Source organism: Cupriavidus sp. BIC8F, from assembly GCF_032465815.1.
GTDB lineage: Bacteria > Pseudomonadota > Gammaproteobacteria > Burkholderiales > Burkholderiaceae > Cupriavidus > Cupriavidus necator.
Window position 1 is genome coordinate 524,963 of record NZ_CP136095.1, and the last position, 17,755, is coordinate 542,717.

The 17,755-nt window shown below is 68.6% G+C and carries 17 protein-coding genes; 11 read left to right on the forward strand and 6 right to left on the reverse strand.

Translation table 11 applies throughout. From position 1 onward, the window contains the following. Positions 1-32: 32 nt before the first annotated feature. The gene (locus RS901_RS22615) at positions 33-1,415 is read left to right on the forward strand and encodes an aromatic acid/H+ symport family MFS transporter (RefSeq protein WP_316156088.1); all 1,383 of its coding nucleotides are present in this window, start codon (positions 33-35) and stop codon (positions 1,413-1,415) included. Here the strand turns inward: RS901_RS22615 and RS901_RS22620 are convergent. Next, positions 1,409-2,362 carry a LysR substrate-binding domain-containing protein gene (locus tag RS901_RS22620; RefSeq protein WP_316156090.1) on the reverse strand — a complete coding sequence of 318 codons (954 nt, stop codon included), beginning with the start codon at positions 2,360-2,362 and terminating at the stop codon, positions 1,409-1,411. The genes RS901_RS22615 and RS901_RS22620 overlap by 7 nt on opposite strands. 94 nt (positions 2,363-2,456) lie before the next feature. Between RS901_RS22620 and pcaH the strand changes: the two genes are divergently transcribed. From pcaH to pcaD, 4 genes are all read left to right on the forward strand, one after another. Continuing rightward, complete coding sequence (gene pcaH, locus RS901_RS22625; RefSeq protein ID WP_316156092.1) at positions 2,457-3,158, forward strand: protocatechuate 3,4-dioxygenase subunit beta; 702 nt, start codon at positions 2,457-2,459, stop codon at positions 3,156-3,158. Positions 3,159-3,162: 4 nt separating this feature from the next. After that, complete coding sequence (gene pcaG, locus RS901_RS22630; protein WP_316156094.1) at positions 3,163-3,741, forward strand: protocatechuate 3,4-dioxygenase subunit alpha; 579 nt, start codon at positions 3,163-3,165, stop codon at positions 3,739-3,741. Positions 3,742-3,848: 107 nt separating this feature from the next. After that, complete coding sequence (locus tag RS901_RS22635; RefSeq protein ID WP_410054229.1) at positions 3,849-5,204, forward strand: 3-carboxy-cis,cis-muconate cycloisomerase; 1,356 nt, start codon at positions 3,849-3,851, stop codon at positions 5,202-5,204. Between the two features lie 70 nt (positions 5,205-5,274). Next, positions 5,275-6,450 carry a 3-oxoadipate enol-lactonase gene (pcaD, locus tag RS901_RS22640; protein WP_316156098.1) on the forward strand — a complete coding sequence of 392 codons (1,176 nt, stop codon included), beginning with the start codon at positions 5,275-5,277 and terminating at the stop codon, positions 6,448-6,450. A 4-nt stretch (positions 6,451-6,454) separates the two neighbouring features. On the opposite strand, the gene RS901_RS22645 is transcribed toward pcaD, so the two are convergent. Further along, positions 6,455-7,363 (reverse strand): helix-turn-helix domain-containing protein, encoded by a 909-nt coding sequence (locus tag RS901_RS22645; RefSeq protein ID WP_316156100.1) that lies wholly within the window; start codon positions 7,361-7,363, stop codon positions 6,455-6,457. A 126-nt stretch (positions 7,364-7,489) separates the two neighbouring features. Here RS901_RS22645 and pobA point away from each other — a divergent pair, with 126 nt between their 5' ends. Continuing rightward, positions 7,490-8,659, forward strand: a complete 1,170-nt coding sequence (gene pobA / locus RS901_RS22650; protein WP_316156103.1) for a 4-hydroxybenzoate 3-monooxygenase — start codon at positions 7,490-7,492, stop codon at positions 8,657-8,659. A gap of 69 nt (positions 8,660-8,728) precedes the next feature. On the opposite strand, the gene RS901_RS22655 is transcribed toward pobA, so the two are convergent. Continuing rightward, the gene (locus RS901_RS22655) at positions 8,729-9,631 is read right to left on the reverse strand and encodes a sterol desaturase family protein (RefSeq protein WP_316156105.1); all 903 of its coding nucleotides are present in this window, start codon (positions 9,629-9,631) and stop codon (positions 8,729-8,731) included. Between the two features lie 259 nt (positions 9,632-9,890). Here RS901_RS22655 and RS901_RS22660 point away from each other — a divergent pair, with 259 nt between their 5' ends. From RS901_RS22660 to RS901_RS22680, 5 genes are all read left to right on the forward strand, one after another. Beyond that, a complete protein-coding gene (locus RS901_RS22660) occupies positions 9,891-10,829 on the forward strand; it encodes a hypothetical protein (RefSeq protein ID WP_316156106.1) in 939 nt (312 codons plus the stop codon). A 57-nt stretch (positions 10,830-10,886) separates the two neighbouring features. Continuing rightward, a complete protein-coding gene (locus RS901_RS22665; protein ID WP_316156108.1) occupies positions 10,887-11,180 on the forward strand; it encodes an EF-hand domain-containing protein in 294 nt (97 codons plus the stop codon). 51 nt (positions 11,181-11,231) lie between these two features. After that, entirely contained in the window at positions 11,232-11,945 is a 714-nt protein-coding gene (locus RS901_RS22670) for a response regulator (RefSeq protein ID WP_316156110.1), read from the forward strand. After that, a complete protein-coding gene (locus RS901_RS22675; RefSeq protein ID WP_316156112.1) occupies positions 11,945-13,291 on the forward strand; it encodes an ATP-binding protein in 1,347 nt (448 codons plus the stop codon). The genes RS901_RS22670 and RS901_RS22675 overlap by 1 nt, the downstream gene beginning before the upstream one ends. 202 nt (positions 13,292-13,493) lie before the next feature. Beyond that, a complete protein-coding gene (locus tag RS901_RS22680) occupies positions 13,494-14,258 on the forward strand; it encodes a DUF4410 domain-containing protein (protein ID WP_316156114.1) in 765 nt (254 codons plus the stop codon). Positions 14,259-14,283: 25 nt separating this feature from the next. Here the strand turns inward: RS901_RS22680 and cobA are convergent, their stop codons facing one another. The 3 genes from cobA to nirJ are packed head-to-tail and all read right to left on the reverse strand — an operon-like array spanning position 14,284 to position 17,752. After that, positions 14,284-15,057, reverse strand: coding sequence for a uroporphyrinogen-III C-methyltransferase (cobA, locus tag RS901_RS22685; protein ID WP_316156116.1), 774 nt, complete (start codon positions 15,055-15,057; stop codon positions 14,284-14,286). Between the two features lie 35 nt (positions 15,058-15,092). After that, the gene (locus RS901_RS22690) at positions 15,093-16,532 is read right to left on the reverse strand and encodes a cytochrome D1 domain-containing protein (protein WP_410054230.1); all 1,440 of its coding nucleotides are present in this window, start codon (positions 16,530-16,532) and stop codon (positions 15,093-15,095) included. 56 nt (positions 16,533-16,588) lie between these two features. Continuing rightward, positions 16,589-17,752 (reverse strand): heme d1 biosynthesis radical SAM protein NirJ, encoded by a 1,164-nt coding sequence (nirJ, locus tag RS901_RS22695; protein ID WP_316156120.1) that lies wholly within the window; start codon positions 17,750-17,752, stop codon positions 16,589-16,591. Positions 17,753-17,755: the final 3 nt, after the last annotated feature.

Below are 17,755 nucleotides of genomic sequence, written 5' to 3' on the forward strand. Positions count from 1 at the left end.
CTCGTGCGATTTCCAGGCAAACGGAGACAGCAGTGCAACATCCCACCCAAACGACGGGCGGCGTCACGGACGTCCAGGCCCTGATCGACGGACAGCGATTCACTGGTTACCAGTGGCTCATTCTTGTGCTGTGCTTCCTGATCGTTGCCATTGACGGTTTCGATACCGCCGCAATCGGATATATCGCGCCGGCGCTGGTGCAGGACTGGGGGATCGAGAAAGCCGCCCTCGGGCCCGTCATGAGCGCGGCCCTGTTCGGTCTTGCTTTCGGTGCGATCTTCGCCGGTCCGCTGGCTGACCGTGTCGGCCGCAAGAAGGTGCTGGTGCTGTCCGTCTTCTTCTTTGGCGCCTGCAGCCTCGCCACCGCGTTTGCGCCCACGCTGGGCTGGCTCACGGTCTGGCGCTTCCTGACGGGCCTGGGCCTGGGCGCCGCCATGCCCAATGCCGTGACGCTGACATCGGAGTTTGCGCCGCAACGCCGCCGTGCCGTGCTAGTGAACACCATGTTCTGCGGCTTTCCGCTTGGTTCCGCGGCCGGCGGCTTTGTCGCCGCCGCGATGATTCCGCACTTCGGCTGGCATAGCGTGCTGCTGCTTGGCGGCATCGTGCCGCTTGCGCTCGCGCTGTTGCTGGTGGTGCTGCTGCCGGAGTCCGTGCGCTACATGGTCCTGCGCAACTATCCTGCCACCCAGATCCGCAACGTGCTGCGGCGCGTGACTGGCGCAGACCTGTCCAAGGCCAACAACTTCATCATCGGCGAGCAGGCCCCTGTGACCCGATCCGCCATCGGCACCGTGCTGGCGCCCGGCTATCGCCTGGGCTCGGCGATGCTGTGGTCCACTTACTTCATGGGCCTCGTCATCTTCTACCTGCTGACGAGTTGGATGCCGACGCTGATGAAGGACGCCGGTTTCTCGATCCAGCACGCGTCATTCCTGACGGCGCTGTTTCCGCTCGGTGGCGGCATCGGCACCATCGCGGCCGGCTGGTTCATGGACCGCTTCAATCCGAACAAGGTCATCGCCATCACCTACGCTGCAACCGGCGTACTGATCTACGCCGTGGGCCACGGCACCGGCAGCCAGGTGCTGCTGGGCGTGCTGATCTTCCTCGCCGGTACGGCCATGAACGGCGCCCAGTCTTCGATGCCTTCGCTGGCCGCGGCGTTTTACCCGACGCAGGGCCGCGCTACCGGCGTTGCCTGGATGCTTGGCATCGGCCGCTTCGGCGGCATCACCGGCGCGCTGCTCGGTGCGGAACTGCTGCGCCTGCACCTGGGCTTCGACACGATCTTTACGCTGCTTACCGTGCCGGCATTCCTTGCCGCCGGTGCACTGCTGGTGAAGCATTTCAGCAGCCGCCCTGCGGCTGCCGCCGACTCAGTCAATGCCAGCGCAAGCGTCGCGAGTCACTGAGCGAAATCAGGCTGGGCCGCGGCGCGAATGCAGTTCGCCAGCGCCTCGGCCATCGGTGTGAGCGTGCGGTCGCCGTGCCGCAGCAGGCCGATCGGTTCCTCGGTGCCCTGCGTATCGATCGGCAGGAGTACCAGCTCCCCCTCGGATACCGCGCGCCTGGTTGCGGAGAGCGGCGCTGCCCACACGCAGTCGCTCTGCCGGGCCAGCAGCCGTCCGAGATAGGCGTCCGAGGTTTCCACGCATCCGCCTGGCAGGGGCAGGCCGTGCCGGGCGAGCAGGCTTTCCGTGTTGTGGCGGGGAATCGAGCCCGCTGCCGGAATCACCAGCGGCCACGCCAGCGCGTCAACCAGCGTTGGCCGCGATACGGCGGCGAGGGGATGCCCGGGACGAACCGCCAGTGCCAGCGAGTCCGGGCCCAGCGACTCGAACCACAGGCTCTCCATGGCCACCGGGTCGTCCATCCGGCCAATGACGAGGTCGAGCACATCCGATTTGAGCTGGTCGATGAGATTGCGGTTCATGCCGGTCTGCACGGCAAGGCCGACCTCGGGATGTGCGGCGCGGAAACGCAGCAGGGCATCAGTCAGCACGGCCGGCACCACGCTTGGCAGCGCACCCAGCCGGATGCGCTCCTGCGGCAGCGCATCCGCGCCGGCCATGCTGTCCGCCGCGGCATCGATATCCGCGAGGATGCGCAGGGCGTGGCGCAGGAAGCGCGTGCCGGCGGTGGTCAGTTCAGTGCCGGCTCGCTGCCGGACCAGCAGGCGGGTGCCGGCCAGTTCCTCGAGCTCGCTCAGTGTCTTGGAGACGGCTGGCTGCGTCAGCCCCAGGCGTTCGGCGGCGCGGCCCAGGTGCTGGGTCTGGGACACCGCCACGAAACAATAGAGGTGCCGCAGCCGCACGCGATTGCGGAAGATTTCGAGCGCGAGTGGGGCTTGTGGTTTCATGTCAAAAAGTTATCGTATTTCGACGAATTATTAATTTACATGACTTTATGTGTTGTTTAAAGTCAAACCATTCCAATGACAAGGAGACTGCGCGATGACCCGTCTTGCCCAGTACCGCCGTCCCTACTGGGACACCCAGCCCGAATACCGCTTCGATCCCTATGCCTCGACGCAGAAGCGCTCGCCGGACCAGCCGCTGATTGCGCTGCCGCAGTCGCTGTCTGAAGTGACCGGCCCCACCTTTGGCGCCGAGTTCGTCCGCGAAGGGGACAACGACCTCACCGTCGGCAACGGCGGCGAGCCCATCGGCGAGCGCATCCTCGTGACCGGCCGCGTGCTGGACGAGAATGGCAGGCCGGTGCCGAACGCGCTGATCGAGGTCTGGCAGGCCAATGCGGCCGGCCGCTACGTGCACAAGCGCGACCAGCATGATGCGCCGCTCGACCCGCATTTCTCGGGCGAGGGCCGCACCGTCACCGATGCCAGCGGGCGCTACCAGTTCAAGACCATCAAGCCGGGCGCCTATCCCTGGCGCAACCACCACAATGCCTGGCGGCCGCAGCATATCCACTTCTCGCTGTTCGGCAACGCCTACGCCACGCGGCTGGTGACGCAGATGTATTTCCCCGGCGATCCGCTGTTGCCGTTCGATCCGATTTTCAACTGCGTGCCGGACGAAAAGGCGCGCGACCGGCTTGTGGCCAGCCTCGACTGGGAGACGACCCAGCCCGAATACGCGCTCGGCTACCATTTCGATATCGTGCTGCGTGGCCGCGATGCCACGCCGATGGAGTAAGACCATGCTTTACGCCACCGCATCCCAGACCGTCGGCCCTTATCTCCATATCGGCCTGAGCGGCCTGAGCGGCCTGAACTGCGCCGACCTGACCGCCAGCGCGCCGGAACTGGCTGGTCAGCGCATCGTGATTGAAGGCCGCGTGACCGACGGCAACGGCGAGCCCGTGCCGGACGGCATGGTCGAGATCTGGCAGGCCAATCCCGCCGGCCGCTACCGCCACCCCGACGATGCGCGCGAGCTGCCGCTGGTGCCCGGCTTTACCGGCTTCGGCCGAGTGCCGACCGAGGCCGACGGCTCGTTCCGCTTCGTCACCGTCAAGCCCGGCACCGTGCCCGGTGCGGACGGCCGGCCGCAGGCGCCGCACATCATGGTGTCGGTGTTCATGCGCGGGCTGGTCAAGCATGTCGCCACGCGCATGTACTTCCCAGACGAAGCGGCCGCCAATGCTGCCGATGCCGTGCTGGCACTGGTCCCCGCCGAGCGCCGCGGCACGCTGATTGCCAGCGATGCCGGCAACGGCACGCTGCGCTGGGACGTGGCGCTGCAGGGGCAGGGCGAGACGGTGTTCTTCGATATCTGAAGGCCCCGTTGCCGGCAACAGACGCATAATCGGGTGGCCGTCGATGTCACGGCCACTCACGCTACCCATCGCCCCCAATGCCAACCGCTACGCGTCTCACCGATCCCATGTCCGGCAGCCCGGCCGTGCTGGAAATTTTCTCCGACGCCGGCACGGTGCAGCGCATGCTTGCCGTGGAGGCCGCGCTCGCGCGCGCCGAAGCCGACAGCGGCGTGATTCCTGCCGCGGCCGCGGCCGTGATTTCCGACGTCTGCCGCGACCCCGGCATCATTGATCGCGACGCGCTTGCGCAAGCCGCGGTCGCTGCCGGCAATCTCGCCATTCCCTTCGTCAGGCAACTGACCGCCGCCGTGGCCGCGCGCGATGCGCAGGCGGCGCGCTTTGTCCACTGGGGCGCCACCAGCCAGGACATCATCGACACCGCACTAGTGCTCCAGGCCGGCGACGCGCTGCGCGCGCTGGATGCCGACCTGGTGCGCCTGGGCTCAGCCTGCGCCGCGCTGGCTTCGGCGCATCGGGCCACGCCCATGGTCGCGCGCACCTGGCTCCAGCATGCACTGCCGGCCAGCTTCGGCCTCAAGGCCGCGGGCTGGCTCGATGCGCTGCGCCGCGATCTCGGCCGTCTCGATGCCACCCGCGCCCAGGCCCGCGTGCTGCAGTTCGGCGGCGCCGCCGGCACGCTCGCCAGCCTTGGCCAGGCCGCGCCCGCGGTGACCGCCGCGCTGGCCCGCGAACTGGACCTGGCCGCGCCCGTGTTGCCGTGGCACGCGCATCGCGACCGCATGGCCGAGATCGCCACCACGCTGGGCATGCTGACCGGCACGCTCGGCAAGATGGCGCGCGATATCTCGCTGATGATGCAGACCGAGGTGGCGGAAGTGGCCGAGCCCTCGGGCCCCGGCCGCGGCGGCTCCAGCACCATGCCGCACAAGCGCAACCCGGTCGGCTGCGCCGCAGTGCTGACGGCCGCGGTGCGCGTGCCCCCGCTGGTGGCGACGATGCTGGCGGGCATGGTGCAGGAACATGAACGCGCCCTGGGTGGCTGGCAGGCAGAGTGGGACACGCTGCCGCAGATCGTGACGCTGGCCGCCGGCGCGCTGCGCCAGATGGGCGAGGTCGTGGCGGGGCTGCACGTCGATACGGCGCGCATGCGTGCCAACCTCGGCCTCACCCATGGCCTGATCCTCGGCGAGGCGGCGATGCTTGAACTTGGCAGCAGGATCGGCCGGCTGCCGGCGCACCATCTGGTGGAACGCGCCTCGCAGCGTGCCGTGGCCGACGGCACCAGCCTGCGCGAGGCGCTGGCCCGCACGCTGCAATCCGACCCGGCGCATGCCGGCCTGCTCGATGACGCCGCGCTGGACCGACTTGCAGACCCCGCCAACTACGCGGGCCAGTCAGCGGCCTTTGCCGATGCCGCCGTGCAGGCCTGGCAATCCGCACTGGCGGCGCGCCAGCCCTGAGACTGCCCTGAGCCCGGAACTACCGCGATGCGCCGGCCACGCCGCCGGCCGCGCACCCAAGGAGACTGCATTGCCCTACCTCGACCACGCCGGCGCCCGGCTCTTCTACACCGTTGACGGCCCCGATTCCGCGCCCGCCATCCTCTTCTCGAACTCGCTCGGCACCGACCACACCATGTGGGAGCCGCAGGCTGCCGCGCTGGCCGGGCGCTTTCGCGTGGTGCGCTATGACACCCGCGGCCACGGCCGCTCGACCGCGCCGGGCGATGCCTTTGCCGTGGCGCAGCTCGGGCAGGACGTCATCGCCATCCTGGACGCGCTGGGGATCGGGCAGGCGGTGTTCTGTGGCCTGTCGATGGGCGGGCTCACGGGGATGTGGCTGGGCATCCATGCGCCGCAGCGGTTCTCGCATATCGTGCTGGCCAATACCGCCGCGAAGATCGGTAATGCCGACGGATGGAATACCCGCATCGACACCGTACGGCGCGAAGGCATGGGCGTGATGGTCGCGCCTTCGGTCGAGCGCTGGTTCACGCCGGGGTTTGCCGCCACGGCGGAGCGCGCGCTGGACGGCCTGCGCGAGGTGCTGGCCGGACTCGATCCGCGCGGCTATGCGGCCAGTTGCGCGGCCGTGCGCGACGCCGATTTGCGCGAGTCGGTGGCGTCGATAACGGTGCCCGTGCTGGTTATCGCCGGCAGCCAGGACCCGTCAACCAGCGTGCAGGAAGGCCGCGCGCTGGCCGACGCGATTCCCGGTGCGCGCTTTGTCGAACTGCCCGCCGCGCATATTTCCAGCTTCGAGCAGCCCGGCCGCTTCACGGCGGCGCTTCTCGATTTCGTGCGCGGGCGGCTGCCCGTGAGCGACGATCATGCGCGTTACGACGCCGGCCTTGCCGTGCGGCGCGAGGTGCTCGGCAGCGCGCACGTGGACCGTTCGCTCGCGCGGCTGACCCCGCTCAACGAGGAGTTCCAGAATCTCATCACGCGCTATGCCTGGGGCGAGATCTGGACGCGCGAAGGCCTGCCGCGGCATACGCGCAGCCTGCTGACGATCGCCATGATGGCGGCGCTGAACCGCGCGGAGGAGCTCAAGTTGCATCTGCGCGCCGCCGCCAACAATGGCGTGACGCGCGACGAGATCAAGGAGGTGCTGCTGCAGACCGCAATCTATTGCGGCGTGCCGGCGGCGAACTCGGCCTTTCACCTGGCCGAGGAGGTGTTCGCCGGGATGGACCAGGCCGGCTGACCGGTCACCCCGCCGCATCCGCGGGCGGCGGCATGGCAAATGCCGGCAGCCGCGCGCGCCCCGATTGCCGGAACTCAGTCGGCGACTGTCCTACCAGCCGCGCGAAGAAGCGCGAGAAGTAGGCGGCGTCGGAGAACCCGAGCGACAGGGCGATGTACTTGACCTCCAGGTCGCTGAACAGCAAGTCGCGCTGCGCCTCGGCCAGCACGCGCGCATGGATCATCTGCAGGGCCGACTGCCCGCACGCCTGGCGGCACACGCGGTTGAGCTGCGTGGGCGTGATGCCGATGGCGCCGGCATAGTGCGCGATTTCCTTCTGCTCACGATAAGCAGACTCGAGCATCTGCTGAAAGTGCTGGAAGTGCCGCGCGGGCCGGCTGTTGCTGCGCACCGCGGCGGGCGCGGTGGCATTGGCCAGCCGCGCGATGCCGATCAGCAGCAGCGTCAGCAACGCCGACAGCGACGCCCCACGCCAGGCGGACACAGTTTCCATCTCATCACGAACGAGCGCCAGCGTATCGGCCAGCGCGTGGCCCCGGCGCACGCGGTCGTGGCGCGGATGGGCGAACAGCGGCAGCGCATCCGGCACACCGGCCAGCAGCGTGCGCAGGTGGCTATCGGTCATGGTCACGACCATGCCGTCGGTGTCCGGAGTGAAGACAAAGCCATGGATATGCCGTGGCGGCATCGTCACCAGCGAACCGCTGCGCAGCGGTTCGCGCCGCTCTTCCAGCAGGGCTTCGCCGGCGCCTGAGTGAATGTACAGAATTTGCAGGAAGCGTTCATGCCGGTGGGGCTTGATCTCCCACCCGTGCAGGCGGCTGCGTGCGGCAATGGATTCGAAATGCAGCTGGTTTGACAGCAGTTCCGAGGGATTGATGCCATACAGCGAGTACGTCGGGACAGGTCTCACGGTGGCTTAGGTGTTTACCAGCGATGTTCCGATTGTCCTGTCATTGGTTCGATCTGTCCATTCCTTGGCGGGCCGCCGCCGACTATCTTTAGCGGCAGAAGACGGATACCCACAAGGAGACAAGACATGCGCACCCAGGTTGCCATCATCGGCGCCGGCCCGGCCGGCCTGCTGCTCGGCCAGTTGCTGACACGCGCCGGCATCGACAACATCATCATCGAACAACGCAGTCCCGAATACGTACTTGGCCGCATCCGCGCGGGCATCCTGGAGAGCGTCACCGTCGACGCGCTGGAACGCGCCGGCGTGGCCGGGCGGCTGCATGCGGACGGCCTGGTGCACCACGGCATCGCCCTGTCGTACGGCGGGCAGCGCCACCATATCGACCTGCATGCGCTGATCGGGCGCAGCGTCACGGTGTATGGGCAGACCGAGGTCACGCGCGACCTGATGGATGCACGCCGCGCCGACGGCACCCCCACCATCTATGAAGCGCGGCAGGTCAGCGTGCAGGGCTTCGACGGCAGCACGCCGTCAGTGCGCTATCGCAAGGATGGCGCCATGCACGAGGTTGCCTGCGACTACATCGCCGGCTGCGACGGCTTTCACGGCATCTGCCGCGAGAGCGTGCCGGTGGCGGCGCGGCAGGTGTTCGAGCGCGTCTATCCGTTTGGCTGGCTGGGGCTGTTGTCGGAGACGCCACCCGTTGCCGATGAGCTGGTCTACGCCAGCCATGAGCGCGGCTTCGCGCTGTGCAGCATGCGTTCACGCCACCGTAGCCGCTACTACGTGCAGGTGGCGTCGAGCGAGCGCGTGGAAGACTGGTCCGATGAGCGCTTCTGGCAGGAGCTGCGCACCCGGCTCGATCCGCTGACGGCAAGCGCGCTGGTGACCGGGCCCAGCATCGAGAAGAGCATTGCCCCGCTGCGCAGCTTTGTGAGCGAGCCGATGCGTTTTGGCCGGCTGTTCCTGGCGGGCGACGCGGCGCATATCGTGCCGCCTACCGGGGCCAAGGGGTTGAACCTGGCGGCCAGTGATGTGCTGGCGTTGTCCGAGGGCTTTGAAGCCCGTTACCGCCATGCCGATACCAGCGGCCTTGATGGCTATTCCGCGCGTTGCCTGCAGCGTGTGTGGAAGGCCGAGCGCTTCTCGTGGTGGATGACTTCGCTGTTGCACCGGTTCCCCGATGCGGATGCGTTCTCGTTGCGGATGCAGCAGGCGGAGTTGGATTACCTGGTGGGGTCCGAGGCGGCGTCACGGGTGTTGGCGGAGAACTATGTGGGGTTGCCGTATTGAGCAACGCCCTCAACCGAGCAAGGATCCCCAAAAGGAAAACGCGCGGCATCGCCGCGCGTTCTTCACCAGTTACACCCCCATCTTCGCCGCCTGCGCCTGCCGCCGCAGGCTCTCCGTGGTTTCGCCGCTACCGTCCGGCGTCCAGCCCGGGGGCATGATCAGGTAACCGATGGCATTGGTGACGCTGCCGGCGTTGGCCATGTCGCGCAGCAGACCCGCCCAGTGCTCGAACTGGTTGACCAGCGGGTTATGCGTGGTGGTCGGCTTGACCAGCCCATATCGGCACGGCTCGTCGGCACGTTCTTCCACATAGGTGCCGAACAGGCGGTCGAAGATGATCAGCACGCCGCCATAGTTGGCATCCAGGTAGTCGACATTCGATGCATGGTGCACGCGGTGCGCCGACGGGGTGTTGAACACATACTCGAACCAGCCCAGCTTCGGAATCCAGGTGGTGTGCAGCCAGAACTGGTACAGCAGGTTCAGGCTCAGCGCGGCCAGCACCACTTCCGGACGCACCCCGAGCCATACCAGCGGTGCGAAGAAGATTGCCGTGCCGGTGATCTTGCCGGTCCAGCCCAGGCGATACGCCGTCCCCAGCGTCAGTTCATTGGGCGAGTGGTGCACCGCATGCGTGGCCCAGAAGAAGCGGATGCGGTGCGACGCGCGGTGGTACCAGTAGTAGCAGAACTCCTGCCCCGCGAAGAGCAGCAGCACGGCCAGCGCACTGTTGATCTCCACCGTGAAGATGCGGTGCTGCCAGGCAAACGAGAACACCGGCGTGGCCAGCGACAGCGGCAGCAGCGCGAGCAGCTTGCGTCCGGCGAGGTCGGCGAGCGACATCCCCATTTCATGCCAGGGGTAGGCCTTGCCTTGCTGGCGGGCCTTGCGCGCCAGCACCAATGCCTCGACCAGCGAGACCGCCACGACGAAGGCCGTGACGTAGAGCGTGAATCTTCCGAGGTTGTGCATGATCGATCCAGTGCGGTGAGTTGAGACGCTTGGCTTGCGGAAAGGTCCGTCGCTGCGTCGGTGAGGCAAATGTAGTCGGCGGCCGCAGTCATCGCCATGCGAGAAAATGTGTCGCCGGATGTCATGGCCGCCGGGGTGGTGCCATGTAACACGGCGACATTTTTCCGGGCGCGAAAAACACAGCCCCTTTGCCTATAGTTCGTCCCGTTGCCGCGCTGCAGTGCGCGGCCCGAACCGAACCAAACCTGAAGGACCTGCGATGACATACCGCCTTTCACAGACTTCCCGCCTGCCGCGCCTGCTCGGCATCGCCGCGGGCGCGCTGGTGATCCTGGCCAGCACCCCGGCCTTTGCCGCATGGGGCGGCCACGGCACGGCCTATACGCCGCACGGCGTCTACAACGGCGCGCACGCCGGCGCTTGCGGTGGCGGCAGCTGCTCGCACGCCGGCGGTGTGGCTGGCCCTTACGGCGGCCTGGCCACCAACACCGGCACCGTGACGCGCAATGCGCCAGGGCAGTTCTCGAATGCCGGCACGGCCACTGGGCCGAATGGCCGCTCGGTGCAGCACGACGGCAGCACCAGCTGCGCCGGCGGCACCTGCTCGCATACCGGCGACCTGACCGGCCCAAATGGCCAGAGCGCCACCACGGCGGGCAGCGTGACGCGCGAAGTCGCCGGCCAGTATTCATCGTCAGGCACGGTCACTGGCGCAAATGGCAATACCGTCAACCATGCGGCGTCGACGAGCTGCGCGGGTGCGACCTGCTACCGCTCCGGCACGGTGACCGGCACACAGGGCGGCACCGTCACGCACGTGGGCAGCGCAACCGAGGTCGCCCCTGGCGTCGTCAGCAATGGTGGCGGTGCCACCGTGGTCCATGGCACCACGGTGGCCACCGCCGGCAGCGTGACGGCCGTCGGCGCGACGGTGGCCGTCAGCACGCCGCCGGTGGTGGTGACGCCGCCGCCTGCGGCGATCTACGTGCCGCCGCCGGCCACCGTCTACGTCCCGCCGCCGGCCAGGGTCGTGGTCGCCGCCGCGCCGCTGCCGGCCGTGGTAGTGCGGGCCAAGCCCCTGCCGCGTGCGGTCTATGTCGCGCCGCGCGCCGTCTACGTCGCGCGTCCGGCCGGGGCGGTCGTGCTGGTGCCCGGACGCTGGGCCGGTGCCGTCTGGATCCCAGCCCACCTGGCCTGAGGGCCTTCAGGTTTTCATCCCCCTGCCGGCCGCGCCGGCGGTCTCACGGAGTCCGTCATGAAGAAGATGATTGCAGTGCTTATCTTGTGTATTGTTTCAGCAGGTGCCTCGGCACAAAGTGTCGAGATGCCCGCGGCCGGCGGCGCGCGCTTGGAGCGTGCATTGCAGCAATTGCAGGCGCGCTTTGCCAGCGCCAATACCACGCGGGACGGCAAGCTGACCCGCGAGCAGGCTGCGGCAGGCATGCCGATGGTTGCCAACCACTTCGACCAGATCGATACGCAGCGCGCGGGTGACGTGACGCTGGCGCAGATCGAGGCGTTCATGAGGCAGAAGATGATGTCGCGCTGACGGCTGGCCACGCAGGCCGGCAGCGGCGGCCGGCATCGCCGGAGACCCGTCATGGAACAGGCGAACAGGATTGTGGTGCTCGACGACGAGGCCGAGCTGCGCAACATGCTGCAACGGTTCCTGACCGGGCACGGATTCCGCGTGCGTGCGGTGGCCGACGGCAGGCAGCTGGACAAATACCTGCAGCGCGAGCCCTACGACCTGCTGGTGCTGGACCTGATGATGGAGCCGGAAGACGGTCTCACGATCTGCCGGCGCCTGCGCGCCGAAGGCCACACCTTGCCGATCCTGATGCTGACCGCCAAGGGCGATCCGGTCGACCGCGTCGCGGGGCTGGAGACTGGCGCCGACGACTACCTGGCCAAGCCCTTCGTGCCGGATGAACTGGTGGCGCGCATCCGGGCGCTGCTGCGCCGCCAGAAGATGGCCGCCGGCGATCCGACCGTCACCACGCAGACGCTGCGCTTCGGCGACTTCACCTTCGACGTCGGCAAGCAGATGCTGATGCGCGCCGGCGAGCTGGTCGAGGTCCATTCCGCACAGATGCTCTTGCTGCACGCACTGGGGTCTTCGCCGAACCGGGCCGTCAGCCGCGACAACCTGCTGGCCCGCGCGCGCGGGCGCGACCACGATGCGCTTGACCGCAGCATCGACGTGCAGATCCTGCGCCTGCGCCAGATCGTGGAAGCGGATCCGTCCAGGCCGCGCTTTATCAAGACGGTGTGGGGCGTGGGCTACATGCTGGTCGCCGGCGTCGAATCGTGATGCGGCTGCTGCCACGCTCGCTGCTCGCGCGCAATATTGCGTTGCTGATGGCGCTGGTGGCCGTCACCCAGGCGTGCTCGCTGAGCGTGCTGCTGCATTTCGTGCAACGCCCGCGCATCGAGCGTGCTGCCATCATCTTCTCGGATTACGTAAAGACGCTCGACGGCGTGCTCGCCGCCACGCCGCCGGAAGCGGGCACAGCGGTGGCCCGGCGTCTCGGTGCGCAGCGGCAAGACCCCGCCCGCGCCGCGCCCGCGGCCGCCCCTGACGCGCTGCACCTGATGCGCACGTGGCAGCGTGACGTGTTCCTGGAAGCCCTGCAGCGCCAACTGCCCGATACGCCAGTGCGATGGCAGAGCGGAGATGGCGAGAAGCTGTGGATTCGCCTGCATGTGGCCGGCTCGCCGCAATGGGTCGCCTTGCCGATGAGTGAAGACGCGCGCGCTGGCGGCATCGGCACCGCGCTGGTGCTGTCGTTGGCGCTGGCACTGCTGGCGGCGCTGACCGGCTACCTGATCCAGCTGCACCTGAACCGCCCGCTGCAGGACCTGGCACAGGCGGCGCGCCAGATCTGCGCGGGTGAGACGCCGCCGCCACTGCCCACCAACGGGCCGACTGAGATTGCGCAGGTCGGCAGCGCCTTCAACCAGATGACGCAGGCGCTGCAGCAGGCCGAGCAGACCCGTGCGCTGATGCTGGCCGGGGTCTCGCACGATATCCGCACGCCGCTGACCAAGCTGCGCCTGGCGATGGCGATGGCGATCCCGCGCGGCGCCGACGACGCCTTCGTGGCGTCGGCAGAAGGCTACCTGGACCATATCGAGACCATCCTGCAGCAGTTCATGGACTACGCCGGCAGCGGCGAGAAAGAGCTGCCGCAGCCTGGCGACCTCAATGCGCTGGTCGGCCAACTGGCGTCCGACTTCGCCGGCCTCGGCCATGAATTCGCGCTGTCATTGGGCGAGTTGCCGCAGGTGCCGTTCCGGCCGGTCAGCCTGATGCGGCTGCTGATGAACCTGATGCAGAACGCTGTCGTCTACGGCAAGTCAGGCCTCAGCGTGCGCACCTGGCGCGACGCCGCGTGCGCCTACGTGGCCGTGGGCGATCGCGGCACGGGCATCGCCGCACACGAACTGGAGCGGCTCAAGGCGCCGTTCAGCCGCGGCGCCAACGCGCGCGGCCGTGCGGGCGGAACCGGCCTCGGGCTGGCCATCGTCGAGCGCATTGCACGGCTGCACGGCGGCTCGCTGCAGTTCCGCGCACGCGATGGCGGCGGCCTGGAAGCGGTGGTGGCGCTGCCGCTGCAGGCAGCTTCCGCGCCGCGTGGGCACGGCACCGCGCCGTGACATCGCGCGAAATATTTCCCGCATGGCATTGCCGCCGGGTATTTCCGATACTTCGGTCACTGCGATGCAGCGCGCGGCAACAACGAGGCGCGGCTCGCGATGACAGGCTCCCCGATGGTTTGCGATCTTGCTGGTCGAACGATTGTCGGTAACAGCTTTCCCCGACGACTGACGGCACTGACGTGCCAATGAAGGAACCGACATGCGCAACCCCATCCAGACCATCGCCCGCCAGACCCGGCGCCTGACCATCGCGGCCCTTGCCGTCACCGCCATGCTGAGCGCAGGCTGCGCCAGCGCCGGCGTGACCGGCATCGACCAGAGCGGCCTGCTGCAGCCGGTGCACGCTGACGTCATCTACGTGCGCGCCTTCGGCGCCGGCGCCGGGCAAGTGAAGCAGGACGGCGGCCTGGCGCGGAAGGTGAAAACGATGGTGGCGGGCGGCTCCCCGGCCAGCGCGACCGCGCAGACGGCCACCGAAGCCCGCGAGCAGGTTGCCGACGAGATCGTGCGCGAGCTGCAGGCCAAGGGCTTGCATGCCGTTCGCTCGGATGCGCCGGTCCCGGCCGGTGCCAATGCGCTGATCGTCGACGGCGACTTCAGCAGGATCGATGAAGGCACTGCCCGCCGCCGCCTGCTGATCGGGCTGGGTGCGGGCAAGAGCGAACTCAGCGCGGCGGTGCGGATCACGTACCAGCAGGCCAACGGCGCGGCGGTGCCGCTGCAGAGCTTTGTTGCCGATGCCGACAGCGGCTATATGCCGGGGGTGGCGGAAACCGGCGGCGCAGGCGCCGCGGCGGGTCACCTGGCGGTGGCTGCCGGCGCCGGCGCGGGCTTGCACGGCGTGTCCGAAGTCAGGCATGACTCGGTCTACGCCGACGCCACCCGCCTGGGCAACACCATTGCCACCCAGGTCATCGCGGCCAGCACGGAGGAAGGGTGGCTGACTGCTGCTGCCGCGATCTGATGCGCAACTGGCCCGGGTGCCGACGCTACGCGGCCAGCGGGCCGGCGCCCGGGACCATTGCCTGCACCGCCTGCAGCGTGTCTGCGACCACCCCACCCACCAGTACCACGGCCGGGCTCGCCAGCCCCGCCGCGAGCGACTCGGCGAGCGTGCCGAGCGAGCCGGTCCAGCTGCGTGCCTGCTCGCTGCCGGCATGCATCACCACCGCCGCCGGCATGTCGCTGCGCATCCCCGCCGCCAGCAAGCCGTCGCGAATCGCCGCGATCCGGCTCATGCCCATATAGATCACCAGCGTGGTGCCGCCACGCACCAGCGCCTGCCAGTCGGGCGAGCCGTGCGCGCTGGTATGGCCGGTCACGAAGGTCACGCCGTGGCAGTGCGCGCGGTGTGTCAGCGCAATCCCCAGTGCCTGCGCGGCGGCCATGCCGCTGCTGATGCCGTTGACGATCTCGACGGCCACACCGTGGCCGCGCAGGAAGGCGGCTTCTTCGCCGCCGCGCCCGAACAGCAGCGGATCGCCGCCCTTGACGCGCGCCACGGTGCGGCCGGCCAGCGCATGCTGCAGCGTCAGCTGCTGGATGCGCTCCTGGCTGACCGAGCAGCGCCCGCCGCGCTTGCCGACCCACTCCACATGGGTGCCGGGGCTGGCGTAGCAGGACATCTCCGGCGCGACCAGATCATCGACCAGCCAGACCCCGGCCGCGGCCAGCGCGCGCATGGCGCGTACCGTGACCAGGTCCGGGCTGCCGGGGCCGACGCCGACCAGCCAGACCTTGCCGGGTTTCAGGGGTGGGTTCATCTCGGGCTCCTGCAATGGGGCATCACCACGCCGGCTCAGTGGCTGGTGCCGGCCGAGCGCGTGGTCTTGTTGAAAACGTTGTACTTGCCGATGGGCTTGTCCATCGCCAGGCGTTTGACCTCCTGCAAGGTGGCCGCGTCGTAGACCACGATGGCGCCGTCGCGCTCCATCAGGCTGACCAGCGCGTAGCGCCCGTCGCGCGTGAATTCGACGTGCGCAGCGGTGCGCCCCGGGCTCGGCGTGACGCTGCCGACCACCCGCAGGCTTTGCTTGTCGATCACCTGCAGCGTGTCGCGCTTCGGGCTCATCATGGCGTCGGCCCAGGCGTAGGGGGTGTTTTCATGGCTGCGCAGGAAGAAGCCCGGACCGTTGGTCGGCACGGTGGCGACCGTATGCCAGTCCTGCATGTCGATCACCGTGACGCGTCCTTGCCCGAGGTCGGGCGAGGCCATCACTTCACGGCCATCGCGCTGCCAGGTGATGCCGCTGCCCAGGTGCGGCATGCCGCCAAGCGCAAGCGCCGCAACCTTGCGGCCCTGCTGCAGGTCGATCACTTGTCCGCCACCTTTGCGCGAAGCGCCCAGGATATGGCGATAGGACTGGTCGAAGAAGAAGTCGTCGAGCACATCGTCCAGCGCCACCACGCGCGGTGCCAGCGCGGGCAGTGGCGTGCCGGCCGCATCGGCATAGGGAATTTCCCAGACCTCGGCGATATCCTTCAGCGCGGCAATAAAGCTGTGGCGCGGCGCGGCGTCGTAGACGGCGGAGACGCGCGAGGCCTCGCCATCGCGCCCCCTCACGTCGATCACCCGCGCCAGCGACAGGTCTTCGGCATGGAGCAGCACCAGCGTGCGCGGCAGCGTATTGCCGGCCAGCACCCAGCGGCCGTCGTCGCTGACGGCGACGTTGCGCGTGTTCACGCCGACCCGGATCTCCGCCACATAGGCCAGGTTCCACAGGTCGTACTTGCTGACCCAGCCATCGCGGCTGGCCATGTAGACATAGCGGCCGTCGCGGCTGAACTTGGGGCCGCCGTGCAGCGCAAAGCGGGTGGCAAAGCGATGGACCGGTGCCAGCCGGTCCCCGTCCAGCACGGTCATATGATGGCTGCCGGCCTCCACCACCACGAACAGGTTTTGCGGATCGGCGCTGAACACGGGCCGTGCCGGCAGGCTGCCGGGGGCGTGGTGGACGATATGGCTGGCGCGAATGGCCTCCACGTTCCATTGCGGCATGGCTGTGGGTGCCGTGCGCAGCCAGCGCGCCAGCGCCTGCAGGTCGGCCTCGGCCGGCGTGCCTGCGAATGCCGGCATCTGCGTGGCGGCGCGGCCAGCGTGCAGCACCTGGTCTAGTTCGCTGGCGCGCAGGCGTTCCAGGCTTTCCGGCAGCAGCGCGGGGCCCATGGCGCCGAGGCGGTCGGCGCCATGGCAGGCGGCGCAGTGCTGGCTGTAGACCGCCGCGGGGTCGGCGGCCATGGCGGCTTGCGCTGCGCAGGCAAAGGCCAGGGCGACCAGCCATCGGAGCACGGTCTTCACGCCGTGACCTCCGTGCCAGGCGCATGCGCGATCTCGTCATCGCTCAGGTAGCAGCCCGGGTCCTCCGCCCAGGCGTTGCCTGTCAGCGCAAAGGCGCGCACACGGGTATTGCCGTTGCAGATGGCGCGATATGCGCACCCCGCGCAACGCCCCTGCAGCGGACGCGGGGTGCTGGCCAGGCCCGCCATCAGCGGATCGGCGCGGCTGGACCAGATCTCGCCGAACGGCCGCTCGCGCACATTGCCCACGGTCACGTGCCACCACATCGTGTCGGGATGGACATTGCCCAGGTTGTCGATATTGGCCACGCCGACGCCGGTGGCGTTGCCGCCCCAGTGTTCCAGCCGCTGGCGCATATCGGCCAGGCGATGCGGCAAGCGCCTGGCGATCCAGTGCAGCAGGTACACGCCATCCGCATCGTTGTTGCCGGTGACGAAGTCGCCCGCATGGCCCTGCTGCGTGCGCTGCCAGACGTGGTCGAACAGCCAGTCGAGCGCGGCGCGGGTGCGCGCATGGTGCGCGTCTTCGGCGCGATGGCTGCGCGCACGGCCAGCATAGTTGAAGTGCGACAGGTAGAACTTGTCGATGCCCTCGCGCTCGGTCAGCGCCACCAGGTCGGGCAGTTGTGCCGCGTTGGCTTCGGTCAGCGTCATGCGCACGCCCACGCGCAGGCCGGCCGCGCGCGCGGCGCGCAGGCCCGCCAGCGCCTGTGCAAAGGCGCCGTCGCTGCGGCGGAACCGGTCGTGCGTGGCGGGCAGGCCGTCCAGGCTGACGCCGACGTAGTCGAAACCCGCTGCCGCGAGCCGGGCGGCATGTCCTGCATCGAGCAGCGTGCCGTTGGACGACAGCGACAGGTGGAAGCCGAGCGCGCGCGCCCGTGCGGCGATCTCGTACAGGTCAGGCCGCAGCAGCGGTTCGCCCCCGGACAGGATCAGCGCAGGCACGCGCGCATCGTGCAGCTGCTCGAGCACGCGCAGCGCCTCGGCGGTAGCCAGCTCGCCCTTGAAGTCCGTGTCGGCGGAGGTGGCATAGCAGTGCCGGCAGTTGAGGTTGCAGCGGCGGATCAGGTTCCAGATCACCACCGGGCCGGCGGGCTTGCGCGGCGGCGGCACCGGGCCGGCATCGCGCAGGGCTTCCATGAAGCGTGACAGGCGGAACATGGG